We start from the raw sequence: 17,595 nt of genomic DNA, 5'->3' as shown, positions 1-17,595 counted from the left end.
GCGCAGGGAGGGGCGACGGACCCGCCCGCACCGTGACCTGTACCACAGCCCCTCGGGCCTGTCAGCGGTGTGGCGTGGGTCGTAGGGGGATGACGTTGGCCGAGTTGCCACTGAGGACGTCCCGTATCTCCTGGTTCTCCAGGGTGAGGCGGGTGTTCTCGGCGAGGAAGCCCTGGACATCGGCCTTGAGTCGGGCGATTTCGTCGTTCTTGTTGGCGATGGTCGTCTTGAGGCCGACGATCTTCTTGCGCAGGCGGGTCTCGACGTCGGGGGTGCCACCCCGGGCCCGGACGTGTTCGTAGAACTCGTTCTTCAGGTCGGTGTGACGCTGGGTCAGGGAATTTCGGGGGACGCCGGCTTCGATGGCGAGGGCGACGATAGTCAGTGCTCCGTTGGAGCGTTCAGGGGTGCTTGCCAGGATGCGGTCCATGGCGGCGCGGATGCGGTCGCGTTCGTCGGGGGCGGGGCTCACGCGGGGGTCTCCTGGAGGGTGAAGCGGGTGCGGTCGTGTTCGTCGGCCAGCGCGCGGAGCCTGCTTGCGGTGGCGTGTCGGCGTTCGGCCAGTGGGCCGGGGACGTGGGCGGCTCTGCGGTCCAGGTCGTCGGCGCGCTGGCGGAGCCAGGTGGCGTGCTGGTCGGTGCGCACGGTGTTGCCGCAACCGGGGACGCACTGATCGAGGCTAGGCGCGTCGCTGCGCTGGCCGTCCTTGGCGCAGAGCGCCCGGTCGCGTTTGTAGAGGCAGAGCAGGAGCGCGTGGGGGTTGTCGTAGAGGACGCTGCCGTCCTGGGCCAGGTGCCGGCGGGCGGCGGCGTGCTTGCGGGCGAAGTCCAGGCCGACCAGGCCGCCCTGGAACACCGGGCCGTTCGCCGCGGCCAGGATCGCCCGCCGGGCGGCCGGCCCGGAGATCGACTCGCCGTTGCGCATACGCTCGTGGAGGTCGGCGGCGGTGTCGGCGGTGGCCAGCGCCGTCTCGATGTCCACCATGCCGTGGATGCCGCTGCGGCTGCGGCTGCCGTAACGGCCGGACTCGTCGGTGTTCAGGACGGTCCGCATGTGGCCGTACTGGATCGCCAGGGCGACCAGACCGCCGGGCCGGCGCGCGATGTGCCAGGCCAACGTCCTCCTGAAACGCGCGGTCCCAATCCGCCCGTGCGGGTCGGGAACGACGGTCTCACCCCGCAACCCCAGGGTCTCGGCTTCGTTGTTGACCCAGGTCACGAAGTCCTCGATCCTCACAGCGATCGCGTAGTGCCCCAGGGACCCGGTGCGGTGACGGGCGTGGGCGGGATCATGGATGGCCGCGTCGAACAGCAGCTCGCCGTCGGGGACGAAACGCTCCAGGACGCGGATCGCGTTGACGACGGGCGTGATGGCGACCCAGGGGACGGCCCGCTCGGCGCCGTCGGGCAGGTAGTGGCCGGTGTCGGGGTCGGTGGCGCTCTTGTAGTGGTGACCGCGGATCAGCAGGTGCGGCTCCCCTGCGTCCTCGTCGTCCTCCTCGTCCGGGCCGGGGGTGACGTCCTCGGGGCGGACACGAAGGACGTGACGGCCCGACTGGCCGTCAGACCCGGGTTCCGGTTCGGGACAGCAGCCCGCGCGCAGGCCGAGAATTTCCTGGGGCCGGGCGCCCGTCAAGTATGAGCAGACGATGAAGACGGCCGTGACGAGGTGCTTGAGCAGGGTGTCTGCCTCGGTGTAGTCGATCGCTTGACGCCAGGGGCGTCCGTTGATCCGGCCGGTGACCGGCGTGTCCAGCGGGCACGGTCCAGCGTTGTCCGCCACGAGCGCCGCAAGGTTCAGCTTGGTGCTGGCGTGGGCGACCTGCCGCACAGAGGCGCCGGTCATGGCCGCGACATAGGCACGGGACAGGGCGGGCTTGCCGCTCTGGAAGGTCGCGGGCAGCGGGTCGCCGGCGGAGACCCGCTGGGTCAGGTAGGCGTGGAGAGCGAGCCGACCGACAGGGGTCGACCGCTGCGTGTGGCCGGCCCGGTGCAGGCGCCGGGCTTCGGCGTGGGCGGCGAGGATGTCGTCTTCCAGGTCCTCGACGAAGCGGATCGCCCAGATCAGCAGCGGCCCCATCGTCTCCTCGGCCAGCACCTCGCGCGCGTTCTCCCCGCCGGTCGGGGTCGCGGCGGGCAGATATTCGTCCACGCCGTCCTCGTCCCACGGGGGGCGTGCAATCCCGGCGGGCCGGGCGGTGAGCTGGTCGAACGCCCACAGCCGCGTCACCGCCAGCAGCTGCTTGCGCACGTCGGCACGGCCGCTGCCGGCGTCGCGCAGGTGCAGCCCGTACTCGTGCAGCACCGTCCGGTCGCAGCCGGCCAGGGTGTCGATGCCCCGCTTCGCCAGCCAGTGCGCCATCAGCGTCCATGCCCGCACGGTTCTCTGTGCCGAATCGGGGGCGATGCGGGTCCGCATCCTGGCCGCGCGCTCGCGTACGAAGCTGTTGCGCAGTTCCCCGTTCAGGAAGGTCCATGCAATCAGTCGTAGCGGCTCGCGGAAGCACTCCACGCAGGACTCCCAGTCGATCTTGAACAGATACGTGCTGGGGTTGTCGATGAGCGGGGCCAGCGACCACACCATGTCGCCGAAACGGCTGTTGCGGTGCGCCTGGCGGGCGATGACCAGGTGGGCGGGGATCACCGGGGTGTGGGGTTCGGGCAGCGGCAGGAGATAGGGATCGGCCTCGGGAGCGAGGATGGCGGTCACGGGTTGAGGTCTCCGCTCAGCAGGTCGGCGACGATCTCCCGGTCGGCGGCGGTGATCCGGTGCCGGGCCCTGTCCCAGGCCCCGGCGCCGACCTTGCCTCTCAGATCCTCCAGGCGGGCGTGGGCGTCACTCCAGTCCCGGTCCCAGACGGGCGCGGGCAGGACCGAGCGGGCGTTGGCCAGCGCCTGGTGCAAATGGACCAGACGCGGGTGGTGATCAGGATGAATTCGCGCGCTCTCGCAGCCTAGACATGCGAGATAGGACGCTCCGCAGCCCCCGTCCGGTAGCGGCGCTGGGCCTTGCTCGGTGCTGGAGCAGTCGGCGGTGGCGGTCTCCTGGTGTCCGGGACCGCGCTCCTGGCTGAGCCGGGCGGCAAGGCTGACCGTCTTTCGGGCGTGCTCCAGCGCGGCTGCCGCGCCGGCGGCGACGACGGGGGCGGCCTGCCGTTGGACGCGCCGGTCGGGCAGCACGTATCGGCGTTCGTGGGTGTCGAGGGTGTGCTGGGACGGTTCCCCGCGGTCCACCACGACCGTGCGCCGTCCGCGCTGGAACGGCGAACCCGTACCCGTCCGCTTCTTCCACCCGGCCGCATCCTCGTCGTTCAGGCCAAGGCGGATGGGGCCGACGGCAGTGCGTCGCGCCGGGTTCTCGATCACCCGCTGCGGGCAGTGGGCCCGCCAGGCCAGCAGACGGTCGCTGCCGGGGGTGAGATTGTGGGCCAGGGCCCGGGCGAAGCGGGTGGCTTGTAGGGCCTGGGTGATCAGACGGCCCGGGGAGTCGGCACCACTGTCGGTGGCGCTCTCGGTCTCGGAGCGGCCGCCCTTGTACTTACGGACCGGGATCCGGAAGGTGGGCCGGCCGTCGGGGCCGGAGTCGGCAGCGGCCTTCGGCGTCGGCATCACGTTGATCACCGAGAGGTTCCAGCCGAACTCGGCCATCAGCAGCACCCCCAGGGCGGTCGCCTCCATCCGGTCCAGGAACAGCCGCTTCCACGTCATCTCGGCGGAGCGTCCGCCCACCGCATGCCGGTAGCGAATCTTCACTTCCCCGCGCTGGTAGCGGGGGATGTCGCCGGTGAGGGCGATCAGGTCCAGGCCCTCACCCAGGGCCCAGCCCGGGGTGCCGGGCGCGAAGGCGCCGCGGTGCCAGGCCTCCAGATGGTGGGCGTTCTCCTCGATCCGCAACAGCGCGGCACGGAACACGCGCCGGGCCTCCAACCGGATCCGGTCGAACTCCGCGGGCGCGTAGGACTCCACCTTGCTGGGCAGGTCCGGGACGCGGCGGGCGAGCTCCTCGAACACCGGACCCGTCTGCAGACGGGGATCATCTCGCAACAGACTGGCGACGCTCCGGAACACCTCGCGCCCGCCGGAGGTGTGCTTCTGCTGTTCCCACCAGGCTTTCACTGCGGCGGCGCTGAGTTCGTCCAGGTCCCCCGGCGGCCGGGCGCGCTGCGAGGCGAACGTCGCGAACGCCCGCAGGTACCGGAAGCACCCCTCGGATGTCTTGTGCGAGCCCCAGCCGTGGGTGCGGGCGGCGAACAGGACGGCCACCGACCGCTGCAGCGGCTCGGGCGCCGGCAGCGTGGCAAAGTCGTAGTCCCGTGTATGGCCGTCGCGGTCACGGTGGCGCACCACCAGGCCGGTCAGTGGGTCCAGGACCGGCGGGGCGATGTAGTCGGCCGGTGGCAGGGCCGCTCTCCTGCCCCTGCCGCGGCCTTCGCGCCGGCCGTTCCTCTCCCCGGTGTCCGTCGTGGTCACGACGCGACCCCCCTCTGGCGGGGTGTCAGCCGGGCGTCGATGTCCTGGATGCCGTCCGCCTCCCGAGCCACCCTCGTGAACAGCCCGTCCAGATCCGGCAACGGAGCCGACAAGGGCTCGTCGGCCTCCGCCAGCAGGGCCTCCAGCTGCAGGTGACGCACCGGTGCGAGATACGTCTCGACCGTGATCTGCCGCGTCGCATGGCCCAGCAGTCCCTGCACCAGGTGCCACGGATCGCCGTAGAGAAGGGCGAAGTCCCGGCGTTCCTTCGGGCTCAGCCCGAAGCGTCGGTCCAGCAGCGAGTTCAGCACTACCAGCATGAACAGCGCCATGCTGTGACGCGCTCCGTGCACGGTGGCGTAGGGCGAGTAGACCCTGTGCGGGTCGCGCCGTTGATCGGCGATCGGTTCCAACGCCGCCCGGCAGCGCTGGTTCGCAGTGCGAAACACCGCTTCCCAGGAGTGCGGCTGGAACGGCAGCCCGGCCTCGTTCAGCCACAACCACAACGGCTCCGGACCATCGGGGCCCTCGGTGAACAGCGTCGACCGCTCCCACCAGGTCAACGAATCCAGCGGCCGCTCGAAGAGGACGCCCTCCCGGTCCCTCCACCGGACCTTGCGCTTGAGCCCCGGGGCGACTTCGGTGACCAGCCGCATGTCCGTCAGCTGGTCGTAGCGTCCCCGCGCCTGGGCCTTGCGCACCGCCCAGGCCCGCGAGGACTCCACGTACGACTCGATGTCGCGCACCGCTTCCGTCGAGCAATAGAACGTCCGCGACGCCTTCGAGCGTGTCACCGCCCCCGACACCCGCCCGCGGCAGTAGCGGCTGTTGCCCAGCCGCGCGGTCGGGACCTCGAACGTCAGCAATGAACCCCCTTCCTGGCGCCGCAGCCCCGAGGACACCGCCAGCCGCACGAACGCGGTGTTCCGATCCTCCAGCCGCCCCGGCCAGCCTGGCTCCGCCTCCCCGCCACGGGTATGGCCGCGCAGGCCGATGTCCGTCCACAGCCGCCACGTGCGGGGCGTCAGCCAGTGCATGTCCGAGGCAGTCGGCTTCTTCAGCCCGTCCGGAACCTCCCGCGTCCCGCCACGGCCATCGGTGACCTGGCGCATCGTCACCGGACTCGCCGCCACGTACCCCTGGCCCTTGGCCCACTTGTACAGGGCAGTGAACGCCGCCAGCTCCCGGTTCCACTTCGAGTTGCCCACCCGCGCCGGGTTCGCCGGCGCGTCCAGCCGCCAGGCCCCGTAGTCCTTCAGATCCTTCTCGCTCGCATCCGTCCAGTACCGACCCCGTGCAGACAGAGACGTCAGCAGCAGAGCAATGTCCGTCGCGTAATTCCGCCGCGTCTCCCGCTCATAACCCCGGAAAACTGAGGACTGCCCGAAGCGGCACAGCAATGGATCGACCCGGAAATCTGGCCCCACGAAGACCGCATCACCCTCCTGCATCTCCCAATCCGCCGCCCCGACTCCTGGTGGAACCGACCGCGTCAGCCAGTCCCGACCCACCCAGAACACTCGCCACCCCGACACCCGACACCACTCCTGTAACGCTTCAACACGCTGACGCTATAGGGAATTCGGGCAGGCCATGCAGAGCAGGAAATCCGCTCCGCAGCCGCCGCCAGGAGTCGGCCAGGGCGTGGTGGTCTCGTCCTCGCAGTCCACTGTCGCGGTCGGCTGGTGATCCGGGTCCGCCTCATCCGTGATCTTCCCGCCGAACACGGCGGCCATCGCCTGTTCCAGAGCCTCGTTGGCACCAGCCTCGAACACATCCCGGGACGCGCGCTGGACCTGCTTGTCGGGCAGCACGTAGACGCTCTCGTGAGTGCCCTGAGTGTGCTGCAGGGGGCGTCCCTCGCGGGTCACCGTCGTCCGGCGGGTTCGCTGGAACGGTGATCCGTGCAGCCCGTGGCTGCGGGCCCACGACTTGGCCATGGCGTAGGAGATTCCGAACGACAGGGGCTCCACCGCCGATGGACGATCCAGCCCCAGATGTCCCTGTCCGGGTTGGTGAGCACGAGCGACCATCAACAGATCTATCTCGGGTGCCAGACGGTTCGCCAGCGCGCGTCCGTGCGCCGTGGCCTCCAGCGCCTGGGTGATCAGCCGCCCTGGGGAGTCAGCTCCTGCGTCGGTGATGTTCTCGGTCGAGAACCAGTGCCCCCTCCCAGCTCTGCGCTTTTCGAGCTGGACCTGGTAGGTGGCCGAGGACGTCTCGCCGACCGATGGCGCGGTGGTCGGCACGGGCATACGGCTGTAGAGAGACAGGTTCCACCCGAACCGGTCAGTCAGAAGCACGGCCAGCGCGGTGAGCTCCCCGCGGGTCAAGAAGAGCCTGCCCCAGGTCTTCTCCGACCTGTTGCCGCCCAACAGTTTGTGGTTGGTCACCGCTCTCTGCCCGGAGGGGCGAAGAGTGCGAGGAGCATCACCGGTGCGGGCGATATGGTCGAGGATGGCGCCGATTTTCCATTCGCGGCTGCCCTCTGTGATGTCGCCGGCCCGCCACCTGTTCAGCAGGCGTGTGTTCTCGTTGATCCGAAGCCAGGCCGAGCGGAATTCGCGCTGCGCGGCCAGCACTACCTGGTTCCGTTCGTCCTCGTCATAGGACTGCTTACTCGGCGTCGGCCCAGGAACCCGGCGAGCCACTTCTTCGGCCAACGGCCCAGTAGAGAGCCGGGTGAGGCGCCCCCGGTGGTGTGGACACTCTGACAATGGATCTTGTGGATCCGATGAAGGGTGTCCTGGTGGGACGAAGGTCTCCGTATCCGGCGGAGTTCAGGAATGACGCGGTCGCGCTGTACCGGGCCGCGGGCGGGAAGCGCACGTATGCCGCGGTCGCGGCGGACGTCGGGGTGACCGGCGAGACCCTGCGCAGTTGGGTGCGCCAGGCCGACGAGCAGGCCGGCCGAGCCGACAGCCGCAGCGGGGAGCCGGCGGCGGAGGGCCGGGATGAGGAGCTGGCAAGGCTGCGGGCGGAGAACAGTCGGCTGCGCAAGGCCGAGAAGGAGTGGGAACTCGAGCGGGAGATCCTGCGCCGGGCAGCCCAGTATTTCGCGAAGGAGATGAGGGCATGACCGGCCGCTGGGACTTCATCTCCGCCCACCGCGCCGACTTCGGCGTGCAGCGGATATGCCGGGTCCTTGGAGTCTCGCGCTCGGGCTACTACCGGTGGCTCACCGGAGCGAAGGCCCGCAGCGAGAGGCAGGCCGCGGACGGTGCCCTGGTCGCGGAGATCCGTGAGATCCACACCGAGCACAAGGGCACATACGGAGTTCGCCGCGTCCACGCCGAGCTACGGGGCTTCGGACACACCGTCAACCGCAAGCGCGTCGAACGCCTGATGCGCAAGCACGGGATCGAGGGCCGCCACCTGCGGCGCCGCAAGCGCACCACGGTTCCCGGCCGGCTCGCGCCACCGGCCCCAGACCTCGTCCGCCGTGACTTCTCCGCCCGGCAGTTGAACGAGAAGTGGTGCGGCGACATCACATACGTGCAGGTGGGAGGCACGTGGCTATATCTGGCCTGTGTCCTGGACATCTGCTCGCGCCGGGTGCTCGGCTACTCGATGGCCACCCACATGCGTGCCGAGCTGGTCATCGACGCCCTGAAGATGGCCGTGGCGAGCCGCGGCGGCAACGTCGACGGGGTGATCTTCCACGCGGACAGGGGCACGCAATACACCTCGGACGCTTTCGCGCAGGTCTGCAACAGTTTCGGGATCCGCAGGAGCATGGGCCGGGTCGGCTCGAGCTACGACAACGCCCTCGCCGAGAGTTTCTGGCAGGGCCTCAAGAGGGAGACGATGCACCAGAGGCTGTTCTCAACGGTGCGTCAGGCGAGGCTGGAGATCTTCCAGTGGCTCACCTACTACAACGCCCGCAGGCGCCACAGTGCCCTCAACTACCTCTCACCAGCCGAGTTCGAACAACAGCACCTACGAGCAGATACACTCACAATCGCAGCATGAGCCCCCGTGTCCACACTCCGGGGGACACCTCACGGGGGTCCCGCCGCAACAATCCACGGATGGTGCCCAGCACGCTCCGGCCACTGTTGGTGCCGATGTTCTGGTTCCGCCAGCTCTGCAGCGCTTCGACGGTGAGACCGTCCAGATCGTCTGGCGGGCTGTCCAGGCCCGAGACGAATTTGGCGAACTGGTCGACGTGCCGCCAGTTGGTCCCAGCTGTCAGATGACTGGTCCACCCACGAGATCGGACCGCGAAAACTGCGGCCAACGAGCGTTGCATCGGCTCAGCTACCGGCAGTTCGGCGAAGTCGTACTCCTTGAAGCCAGCCTTGCTGACCACGGTGACCACGAGTCCGTCCGGAGCAAGAGGTGACCTGGTGTGGTGATCGGCCGGCGGGAGCACAGCCTTGCGTCCCCGCCCAGTCACGAGGCCACCTTGAGGAGGGCATCAATGTCCTGGATGCCGGCGGTCTCCCGGGCCAGGCGAGCAAAGACACCGTCCAGGTCCTCCGCCTGCTCACTCTCGTCCTCGTCAGCCATCGCCAGGATCGACTCCAGCTGCAAGTGGGCGACCGGCGCGAGGTAGTGCCGTTTCGTCGTCTCCACATCCGTGTGCCCGAGGATCGTCTTCACCAGCCACCACGGGTCACCGAACAACAGGGCGAAGTCCCGCCTCTCCGCCTTCGTCAGCCCGTAACGGGACTCCATCAGCTGATTCAGCACGATCAGCAAATAGAGCGCCGCCGAGTGCCGAGCAGAATGCGGCGTCGCGTACGGAGACTTCCCCAGCACCTCCGCAAGCCGGAAGTCCCGGGTGATCTTCCGCTCCTCCTCAGTAAGCAACGTTTCCTCGCAGCGCAGGTTCGCAGTCCTGAACACCCCGTTCCACCGCTCGGGGGCCATCGGCAGACCCTGCTCCGTCAGCCACAGATATGCAGGCTCCGGCCCCTCTGCCCCCTCCAGAAACAGTGACTGCCGGTCCATCCAGCCCAGACGGCTCAGCTCCCGAGCACCGGCGACACCGTCGCGGTCCACCCACTCCACCGTCGGGTTCCGCCCATTCGTCACCCGAGTGATAAGCCGCATCACCGGCAGCCGCTCGTAGCGGCCCGCTGCCTGTGCTCGCTGGATTGCCCAAGCCCGTTCGGACTGGATGTAGACCTCGACCTGCCCGACCGCGTCCACCGTGGCGTAGAACACGCGGCTGCTCTTCGATCGCGTCACGGCACCGGCTATTCGGCCGTGGCAATATCGCCCGCGCCGAAGACGTTGCGTCGGCAGCTCGAACGTCAGCAACGACCCGCCCTCCTGCCGCCTCAGGGCCGAGGACAGCAGCAGCTGAACGAAGCTTGTATTCCGCATCTCCGTCCGGGAATCCCACCCCGGCGCCGGCAAACCAGCACGGGTGTGGCCGCGCAGACCGACGTCGGACCACAGGCCCCAGGTTCGCGGCGTCAGCCACGACACCCGCGAACTGACCGAGTCCGCCGCCCGGTCCTCCCGCCGCGAGACGTCCACCGGCAGCGGGCGTACATCGCCCCACCGGAACAACTTCGTGAACGCCGCCGCCTCCCGGTCCCATTTGGTCCCGCTGATGCTGTCCGTGTTCTCCGGTGCTTCACATCGCCAGTGCCGGAAGTCGTTCAGGTCCTGTTGCGTCGCTCCCCGCCACTCGACCTGCCGCGAGGACAGAAATTCGAGCAGCAGACGCATATCCGTCGAGTAGTTCCGCTTCGACTCACGTTCCATAGACCTGAACGCGTCCGAAAGGACGAAATTCAGAAGGTCCGCGTCAACCATTCCATCCGGCCGAACGAACACCGGATCACCCGGTTCGAGACCGATCCGGGTAACCGCCTCGGGCAGATCCCGTACCCCCAGCACCCCCTCAGCGGGGAGCTTCCCCCACCGGCCCGGATCCGGCACCCGCACCACTTGCCACGTACTCAACTGCTACCTCCACTGATGCTTGAACACGCTCAAGCATCAGGGAAGCCACGAGCTGGGCACCCTCATCGCCAGGCGCGACGGCCTGGAGGCCTCACGGCTGCGGACCGGACTGCGAGCGCAGAGCGCGCTGCCCGGGGCACTCGACGTCCGCCTGGACAGCCGGGCGACCCAGCGGCAACTGCGCACGAAGCTGCGCGGCGTCCGGGAGTTCTGCAGCGTCGCCGTCACCACCCGTGGCCACGGGTGGTGACCCGCGCTCGTTCGGGTGCACCGGGTGCGTCTGACGGCTAAAGTGCCTCCCTGATCCGTGTGAACCTGCTGCCCGGGGATAAGTGCCCCCGTCCGCGGACGCCGCCCCGCCGCGACCTCCGGCGCGTCACGCCCGGCCCGCACATCCGCCAACGCGCCCCGGGCAAAGGCCAGAACGTCCTGCCAGCCGGAAAGGAGTCCGTGTGCCCCCTGCACCCTGCCCGACCGCCGGCGGCCAGCGCCCGCGCCTGGGCCCAACACCGCGCGGGCGGGTCCGTGGATGCGGGCTCTTCACCCCGGACCTGACCGGTGCTTCCTTCAACTAGGACACGGCGCTTCCCTGGCAGCAGTCCTCGAACAGCTTGGCGGTCCGACCTTGCCCAGCACGGGCGCGACGTGACGGCTACACACCCGGAAGAAAGTGGCTGGTTCGACGAGAGCGTGTCGGCCGATCACGTCACCAGCCCACGGGTACGAGTGCCCACGATCGCGAACGCTGTCTTCCGTAGGGATCCCCAGGGCGACACACTGAGCGCCAGGACTGGACAGAAGGGGTAGGGATGCGCGGGCGGATGGCGCTGTGGGGGATATCGAGGATGAGGCCGTTCCCGGACGTCGTGACGCTGCCGGCAGCCGAGGTCGTCCTTGATCCGGAGCGGCAGACCGGCCGGTGGCTGATCCCGGACGGAAGCGAGGCGCCGGTGATGGACCGGCATATGCGGTCGGAGACCTCGAAGGAGACGAGCACGAAGACGAGCCTGGACGGCACCCCGGACCAGGGCACCGATCAGGAAGGGGACTCCGATTGACCGCGGCGGGGCCCGTCGTGGTGGTCTCCCGCGTGGATGACGCGACGGCAGACATGCTGAACAGCCGCCGGGTGCCGGTGGTCCGGCTCGATTTGGCCGACTTCCCCGAGACCCTGAAGGTCTGCGCGCGCTTGGACGATCGCGGCCTGGCCGGGCAGATACGAACGGCAACCCGGATCGCCGAGTTGGACCAGGTCCGGGCGGTGTACTGGCGGCGCCCCCAGCCCTATGCCGCACCCGAAGGCGTTCCTGATCAGCAAGCGCGCTGGTGTGTCGAGGAAGCCCGCTACGGACTGGGCGGCATCCTGGCCTCACTGCCCGGCGCGCACTACGTCAACCACCCCTGGCGTAACCGCGATGCCGAGTACAAACCGGCCCAGCTGGCGATGGCCGCGGGATGCGGTTTCGATGTGCCGCCGACCCTGCTCACCAATGACCTCGCCGCGGCTCGCGCCTTCGTCCACGAGCACGAGCGGGTCGTGTACAAGCCGCTGCGCAGCACGGACTACCACAACGAGCACGGCCAGGCGCTGACCGTGTGGGTCGACGAGGTCAACCCCGAGGCACTGCACGACGGTATCGCCGCCACCATGCACCTGTTCCAGCGGCGGATCTCCTCGGTCGCGGATCTGCGGATCACGGCTGTGGGGGAGCAGGTCTTCACCGTACGGATCGACGGCTCGCCCGGGGTGGACTGGCGCCGGCACTACGACGCCCTGTCCTACACGCTCATCGACACCCCGCCCGAGCTGGCCGAACGCGTGCGCGCCTACCTGGATGCCTTCGGACTCGTCTTCGGCGCGTTCGACTTCGGCCTGGACGTGGACGGCCGCGCCTGGGCCGGGAACATCGCCCGCACCGCCGACGGCCAGTTCTACCTCCTCGACCTCGACTCCGCCGCCGTCGGCCCACCGGAGTGGGACCTGACCTCCACGGCCGTGAAGGTCTCCACCACCGCGACCATCCCCCCGGGCGAGTACGCGCAGTTCGTCACCGCCTACGGGGACACCGACGTCCGCGACTACGACGGGTTCGAAGTCATGCGGGGCATCCGCGAACTCCGCATGACCACCTACGCCATCCAAACCGCCATCGACCACCCGCACACCGCCCCCGAGGCTGGCCACCGCGTAGCCTGCCTGCGAGGACTCAACGGCCCCCGCCCCTGGACCTGGACCGCTGTCCCCCACCCGCCGGGCAGCCCCGGACCCACCGTCTGACCTGCTCCATCTCGCGCCTGCACCCCAACCGCAATGGGCGTTCGTGAAGCGCACATTGCCCGCCCGTGCCGGAGAGGGCCGGTGCGTGCTCCGACCGGTCTGTGGGTGAGGATGATGGCAGGGAGCGCAGTGTGCAGCGGGAAATGAGGGTGTGGACGTGAGCCAGCAGCAGCCTGGTGGGTGGTACGGACCTCCGCAGGGGCCGGGGCCTGGGTTCGGGCCTGCCTACGATCCGGAGCCGCCGCCGCGGCGCCGTTCGAGAGTGCGGTTGGTGCTGCTCTCCGTGAGTGTGACGTGCGCGCTGGTAGCTGCTGCGGCGGGAGGCTACGTGTACGGCCATTACACCAGCACCACCGCCAACAACGCGGCTGGACCCGCCAGCGCGCACAGTACTCCGCCGGGCGATGCGCGTCAGTATCAGCTCACCGCGCCCCGCAGCGTGCTGGGCGGGGCCTTCGTCTACGACCCGACCTTGACGAGTACCCTCCCGGCGTCAGCCGCAGATGACTTCGCCGCTTTCGGTATCACCAACCCGACGCCGGTCCGCATCTCGTACAAGTCGAGCAGTTCCGCCTCACGGCAGACCGTCCAGCTGACCGGCGCCTGGGGCACGATTGGCGACCCCGAGCAGGTCATCGACCGGCATTTTGCGAAGACAGCTCAAAACGCGGCCGAGGGGCCGAACGGGTACACCAAGCTGGTCGGCACCCTCCAGACGATGCACCCCACCGGGCTGGGCGACGCCATGATGAAGTGCCAGAACGTTCGAACAGAGGTGAATCACCACAACATCACGACTCCCATCTGTGTATGGGCCGACCACTACACCTACGGCGAGGTCGTCGTCTTCGACCCCGGTGCGCTGCAAAACGGCGGCATGGGAGTCAGCCTCGGCGAGAACGCGGATACCGCGGCCAGGATCCGCAACGACGCCCGTGTACCCCGCTGATGCCATTATGCGGCCCTGAAGCCGCCCTGGCCGTTCGGGGCGTACCAGGTCAGCCATCCGTCCCGGTCCACGGCCGCCATCGGGAAGGTGGCCGTGTGCTCCCAGGAGCTGGCCGCGTACGCGCCTGGCGCTGGGGACCGGAAATGGACGAGGTCGCCGACAGCCTTCCCTTCCTTCGGTAGCAGTCGGCCGTCAGACCGTCAGTCGCGCGGCCTTCTCACATGGCCGGGCTCGGAGGCCCCTCCTGGAGGTGGGTGGTCTCCTGGGCTGTGCCGTTGAGTTCGCCTTCGGTGGCACCCCGACGGGCCCTTCGACCGCACGTGCGAGACTCCTCCCCTGATCACAGGGAGGGGCACGGCAGGTGGAGAAGTCCGAGGCGAAGAGGATGCTGGAGCGGGCCCGGGAAGCGTGGGAGGCGGAGGAGTGGCTGCGTTCCGCCGAGCTGTATGAGCAGGTCCTCGCGCACTATCCGGACGAGGAACCGAGCGCGGTGTGGTGGTACGACGCGGCCCTGGCCTACAAGTTTCTGCGTAACTGGGCGAAGGCCTACGCGCTGGGCTGTCAGGCGGCCGCCCGGTCGCCGCGCGGCACGCAGGACCCGGCGTTTTGGAACCTGGGCGTCGCGGCCACGATCCAGCGTGACTGGGCGACCGCCCGGGACGCCTGGGACGGTTTCGGGATTTCCATGCCGCAGGGCGAGGGAGAGATCAACGGGTCCTTCGGGATGGCGTGCGTACGGCTGGATACGGGCGGAGAGCGCGAGGTGGTGTGGATACAGCGGCTATGCCCGACGCGGGGACGGGTGGTGAGCGTGCCGGTGACCGATGGCCGTCGCTTCGGCGAGATCGTCGTGCACGACGGGGAGCCGACGGGCGAGCGGACGTTCAACGGTCAGCAGGTTGCGGTCTTCGACGAACTGCTGCTGTTCGAGGCCTCCGATCTGCCGACGCTGCAGGTCAGCGTGAATGCGGCACAAGCGTCCGACGTGGAGGCTCTGGTGGATTCGTTCTTCGCGCGGGACTTCGGCGCCGAGCCGGCGAGCAGCTTCCATGTGCTGTGCGCGTGCTGCAGCGAGGGCCGTGTCGACTGGGATGAGGCCAGCTCGCCATCCCACGGTGGGTCACAGAAGGTGTGGCTGGCCGCCCCGCAGGCCGAGGCGCGAGTGCTGCTGGATGCGTGGGCGACGGCCTCGGGGCGTAGCTGAAGCGGGCTGGAGCTGGTGGTTTGAGCCGGAGAGAAAACGCGGCGCGTCGTCTCCGTCCACTGAGTGGGCTCCCCGAAAACAGTGATGCGCCAGCCAAGTTCAGCCTATGGGGCATCGTGGACGGGGCGGTGGCGGAGCTGGTGCCCTGATACTGCCACCGCGTCCGCGAGGCATCGCCGCGACCCCCATGGGCGCCGAACCAGTGCGGATAGCAGGCCAGTCCTAGGCACGTGCCCCGACGGCCCACAGCAGCCGGGCCGCTGCGACGCGCTGGTGGCGCGGACGGTCCTCGGCCAGGAGCTCGCGCAGCTGCTGCGGCGGTATGTGGTCGGCCCACGGCAACAGGGCTGCGGTCGCCTGACGGACCACCGCCGCTGACGGGTCGTCCAGGAGTGGCCGTATGTCGTCGACGCGCACGGTCTCCAGCGCCCGCAGCCCCGCCACCGCACAGGCGCGTACCTGGGGGACCGGGTGCGCGAGGAGTGCCCTGACCCGGTCCGTGTCCTCGCGCACCCCGCATTCGCCGAGGCCCACCGCGGCGGCGGGCCGGGCTGCGGGGTCGGCGCACAGCGCGCGGTACAGCGGCGCAGGGTCGGTGCCGCCCTGCCGCAGCACCCACCGGGCGCACGCTCGCACCACGGCGGACCGGTCGGTGAGGTAGGGCTCGGCGTCACAGTGCCGCCCGCTCTGGTGCAGCGCGGTCACTCCCGCCGCCCTGACTTGGGGCTGCCGGGAGGCGAGCAGCGGCGCCACGACCTCGGTGAACTGGGCGAAGGCGCCTGCGCCGAGGGTGGCCACGGCCGCCTTGGCGCACAGGTCCTGCACCACGATGTCACGGTGGCGGGCTGCGGTCTGGGCGAGCCGCGCGGCAGGGAGCAGCCGTCGCTCGACGGCGACGCGGTGCGCGAGGCGGGCCGTGGCCCGGTCACCACTGTCGAGCAGTACCTGGACTTGCGCGGCCGGGCCCGTGTGCAGCGCCCCGGTCAGCAGCTCCTGGGCGAAGTCGCCCCGGGGGCGGCGGCCGACCCGCAGGATCAGCGCGGCGTGCGCGGCAAACTGGTCCGGGGGCACTGTGGCCAGGAGCGCGCGGGCCCGTTCGCGTACCGGCCCCGCCCAGTCCGCGCAGCGGATGACGACCAGCGCAAGCACCGCGGGCCGCTCCTCGGCGTGGCTCAGCGCGGCCTCGCGGATCCAGCCGTCGCGGTGGCAGAGGGCGAGGGCGAGTTCGGCGTCGCCGGGCTTGCGGGACCAGGTGACGGTGGGCAGCCACGCACCCGGGCCCCAGCTCAGCCGCCGCCCAGACGGCGAGGCGTTCGAGTGGAACAGTTCCGGCTGCCGCCAGGCCAGGTCGCGCACCCCGAAGTCAAGGCCGATCCAGGACTCCGGGTCCCTCACATCGAACGCCCGGTCCACGGCAACTCCGGCGGCCAGTCGCCTGACCGCCTCGTACGACTCGTCTTCCCTGCTCAGCATGGGTAGAGCGTAGAGCCTGCCCCCGGATCACGCCGCTGGGAGGCGCGCTGGACATCTTCCTCAACGGCCTCGGCCTGGACCGCGAGACGCTGGCGTTCCGCGGCACCAGAGAGACCGGCCGTGCATGTTCCCGGCCTGAAGCGGTTCGCGCGCCCACACCTCCGCCCAGGCGCGGGCCCCTTTCGTGACCGACACGGTGCTGCACACTCCGTCCTCGACCAGCCGCCCTAACACGGCGTCCTCGCCACAGCCGTTAGGATCACCGCCGGGGGTGGATGACATGGTGGTGCGACGATGGCTGGCCAGTGGCGTGCTGGCCGCGGGAGTGTTCGCGGTGTCCGGCTGCGGAGGCGGGGCACGAAGCAACCCGGAGGCGGTGCCAACAGCCGTGCCCACCAGTAGTGCGCGGCCGCCGGTGACCGCCGCCCAGCTGAAGGCGCTGACCTTCGAAGCGGACGAACTGCCCCAAGCCTCCCGCGTGGTGGTGCAGGAGGCTCCGACCGGCGACCCGGCGGAAACGGTGGTGAAAGGCTCGCCCGCTTCCTGTCAGACGGTCCTCGACGTGATCAACGCCAAGAACGCGCATACCGCCGTGAACGAGATCTTCAACTGGAAGGACAACATCTACCCCGGCGGCGCCACCCTGGCGTCCTACCCGGACGTGAGTACCGCGCAGCGTTCCTTCCAGCAGCTGCGGTCTGCGCTGAAGACCTGCACCTCGTTCACCGCCACAAGCCCGGGCGGGACCTTCACCGCGAAGACCACGGAAGTGGGAGAGGCCGGTTTCGGGGACGAGTCGGTGGAATTCCGTGTCACCACGCCCGTGCCCGGCGCCGGCGTCAAGACGGTCCAGCACACGTTCGTCAGGCTGGGACCCACCACCGCAGACTTCACGATGGTGGACATGGACCGCAGCCCGGAGTTCCCCGTGCGTGTCATCCAGCTCCAGATCAACCAGCTGGCCACGGTCGCGACCCCCTGACCGCCTTCAACCAGCCATTGCAGGTGGGCAGCCACAGCGACGCGCGACGGCTGAGGGAGCCGGGTTTCGACACCCGGACCTGACCATCCGGCCAGGCTGAAGGTCACACCACAAGCCACACCCGTGCTGCGTGCACCAGGCAGCCACGGCTTGCCCCTGTGGCTCGATATTCCCTTCAACTACCTATGTTCGGCTGTATGATTCACGCACATTCCCGGGGGGATTTCGGCATTTCTACGTGCGGCCACACATGGCCAGGCGTCCACGACGACGCGCCATACGGAGGCCCCGCAAGGAATGTTTCCGCGCGCTCCGCTC

General features: G+C 69.4%; 14 protein-coding genes and 1 pseudogene. 7 read left to right on the top strand and 8 right to left on the bottom strand.

Annotated features, from left to right (window positions below):
• Nucleotides 1-61: 61 nt before the first annotated feature.
• The 5 genes from ACFWA7_RS08465 to ACFWA7_RS08445 form a co-directional block, all read right to left on the bottom strand.
• Complete coding sequence (locus ACFWA7_RS08465) at nt 62-472, bottom strand: hypothetical protein (RefSeq protein WP_385821717.1); 411 nt, start codon at nt 470-472, stop codon at nt 62-64.
• Complete coding sequence (locus ACFWA7_RS08460) at nt 469-2,709, bottom strand: integrase (protein ID WP_385821715.1); 2,241 nt, start codon at nt 2,707-2,709, stop codon at nt 469-471. Before ACFWA7_RS08460 ends, ACFWA7_RS08465 begins: the two co-directional genes overlap by 4 nt.
• Entirely contained in the window at nt 2,706-4,469 is a 1,764-nt protein-coding gene (locus ACFWA7_RS08455; RefSeq protein WP_385821713.1) for a hypothetical protein, read from the bottom strand. Before ACFWA7_RS08455 ends, ACFWA7_RS08460 begins: the two co-directional genes overlap by 4 nt.
• The gene (locus tag ACFWA7_RS08450; protein WP_385821711.1) at nt 4,466-5,920 is read right to left on the bottom strand and encodes a site-specific integrase; all 1,455 of its coding nucleotides are present in this window, start codon (nt 5,918-5,920) and stop codon (nt 4,466-4,468) included. Before ACFWA7_RS08450 ends, ACFWA7_RS08455 begins: the two co-directional genes overlap by 4 nt.
• A gap of 120 nt (nt 5,921-6,040) precedes the next feature.
• Nucleotides 6,041-7,132 (bottom strand): hypothetical protein, encoded by a 1,092-nt coding sequence (locus tag ACFWA7_RS08445; RefSeq protein WP_385821709.1) that lies wholly within the window; start codon nt 7,130-7,132, stop codon nt 6,041-6,043.
• A gap of 86 nt (nt 7,133-7,218) precedes the next feature.
• Here ACFWA7_RS08445 and ACFWA7_RS08440 point away from each other — a divergent pair.
• A protein-coding gene (locus ACFWA7_RS08440; protein ID WP_385821846.1) for an IS3 family transposase occupies nt 7,219-8,441 on the top strand; the annotation gives its coding sequence in 2 pieces (ribosomal slippage) (nt 7,219-7,477 and nt 7,477-8,441; 1,224 coding nt in all).
• On the opposite strand, the gene ACFWA7_RS08435 is transcribed toward ACFWA7_RS08440, so the two are convergent.
• Together ACFWA7_RS08435 and ACFWA7_RS08430 are read right to left on the bottom strand one after the other, a co-directional pair.
• Nucleotides 8,425-8,790 (bottom strand): hypothetical protein, encoded by a 366-nt coding sequence (locus ACFWA7_RS08435; protein WP_385821707.1) that lies wholly within the window; start codon nt 8,788-8,790, stop codon nt 8,425-8,427. The genes ACFWA7_RS08440 and ACFWA7_RS08435 overlap by 17 nt on opposite strands.
• 74 nt (nt 8,791-8,864) lie before the next feature.
• The gene (locus ACFWA7_RS08430) at nt 8,865-10,391 is read right to left on the bottom strand and encodes an integrase (RefSeq protein ID WP_327730799.1); all 1,527 of its coding nucleotides are present in this window, start codon (nt 10,389-10,391) and stop codon (nt 8,865-8,867) included.
• Nucleotides 10,392-10,437: 46 nt separating this feature from the next.
• Here ACFWA7_RS08430 and ACFWA7_RS08425 point away from each other — a divergent pair.
• The 5 genes and pseudogenes from ACFWA7_RS08425 to ACFWA7_RS08405 all read left to right on the top strand — a co-directional run.
• Nucleotides 10,438-10,641 (top strand): annotated as a pseudogene (locus ACFWA7_RS08425) (dTDP-4-dehydrorhamnose reductase); the annotation flags it as partial.
• Nucleotides 10,642-11,236: 595 nt separating this feature from the next.
• Nucleotides 11,237-11,449: a putative ATP-grasp-modified RiPP gene (locus tag ACFWA7_RS08420; protein WP_385535854.1), complete on the top strand. Its 213-nt coding sequence runs from the start codon at nt 11,237-11,239 to the stop codon at nt 11,447-11,449.
• Nucleotides 11,450-11,481: 32 nt separating this feature from the next.
• Complete coding sequence (locus ACFWA7_RS08415) at nt 11,482-12,669, top strand: MvdC/MvdD family ATP grasp protein (RefSeq protein ID WP_385821704.1); 1,188 nt, start codon at nt 11,482-11,484, stop codon at nt 12,667-12,669.
• A gap of 271 nt (nt 12,670-12,940) precedes the next feature.
• Entirely contained in the window at nt 12,941-13,618 is a 678-nt protein-coding gene (locus ACFWA7_RS08410) for a hypothetical protein (protein ID WP_385535858.1), read from the top strand.
• A 361-nt stretch (nt 13,619-13,979) separates the two neighbouring features.
• A complete protein-coding gene (locus tag ACFWA7_RS08405; RefSeq protein WP_385535860.1) occupies nt 13,980-14,822 on the top strand; it encodes a tetratricopeptide repeat protein in 843 nt (280 codons plus the stop codon).
• A 222-nt stretch (nt 14,823-15,044) separates the two neighbouring features.
• On the opposite strand, the gene ACFWA7_RS08400 is transcribed toward ACFWA7_RS08405, so the two are convergent.
• A complete protein-coding gene (locus ACFWA7_RS08400) occupies nt 15,045-16,295 on the bottom strand; it encodes a hypothetical protein (RefSeq protein ID WP_385821702.1) in 1,251 nt (416 codons plus the stop codon).
• Nucleotides 16,296-16,479: 184 nt separating this feature from the next.
• Here ACFWA7_RS08400 and ACFWA7_RS08395 point away from each other — a divergent pair, with 184 nt between their 5' ends.
• Nucleotides 16,480-17,277 carry a hypothetical protein gene (locus tag ACFWA7_RS08395; protein WP_385821700.1) on the top strand — a complete coding sequence of 266 codons (798 nt, stop codon included), beginning with the start codon at nt 16,480-16,482 and terminating at the stop codon, nt 17,275-17,277.
• The last annotated feature ends 318 nt before the right edge of the window (nt 17,278-17,595 follow it).

The organism is Streptomyces sp. NPDC059994 (assembly GCF_042737755.1).
Taxonomy (GTDB): domain Bacteria; phylum Actinomycetota; class Actinomycetes; order Streptomycetales; family Streptomycetaceae; genus Streptomyces.
Note: the sequence above shows the minus strand (reverse complement) of the source record. Positions and strands in the feature narration are given on the sequence as shown.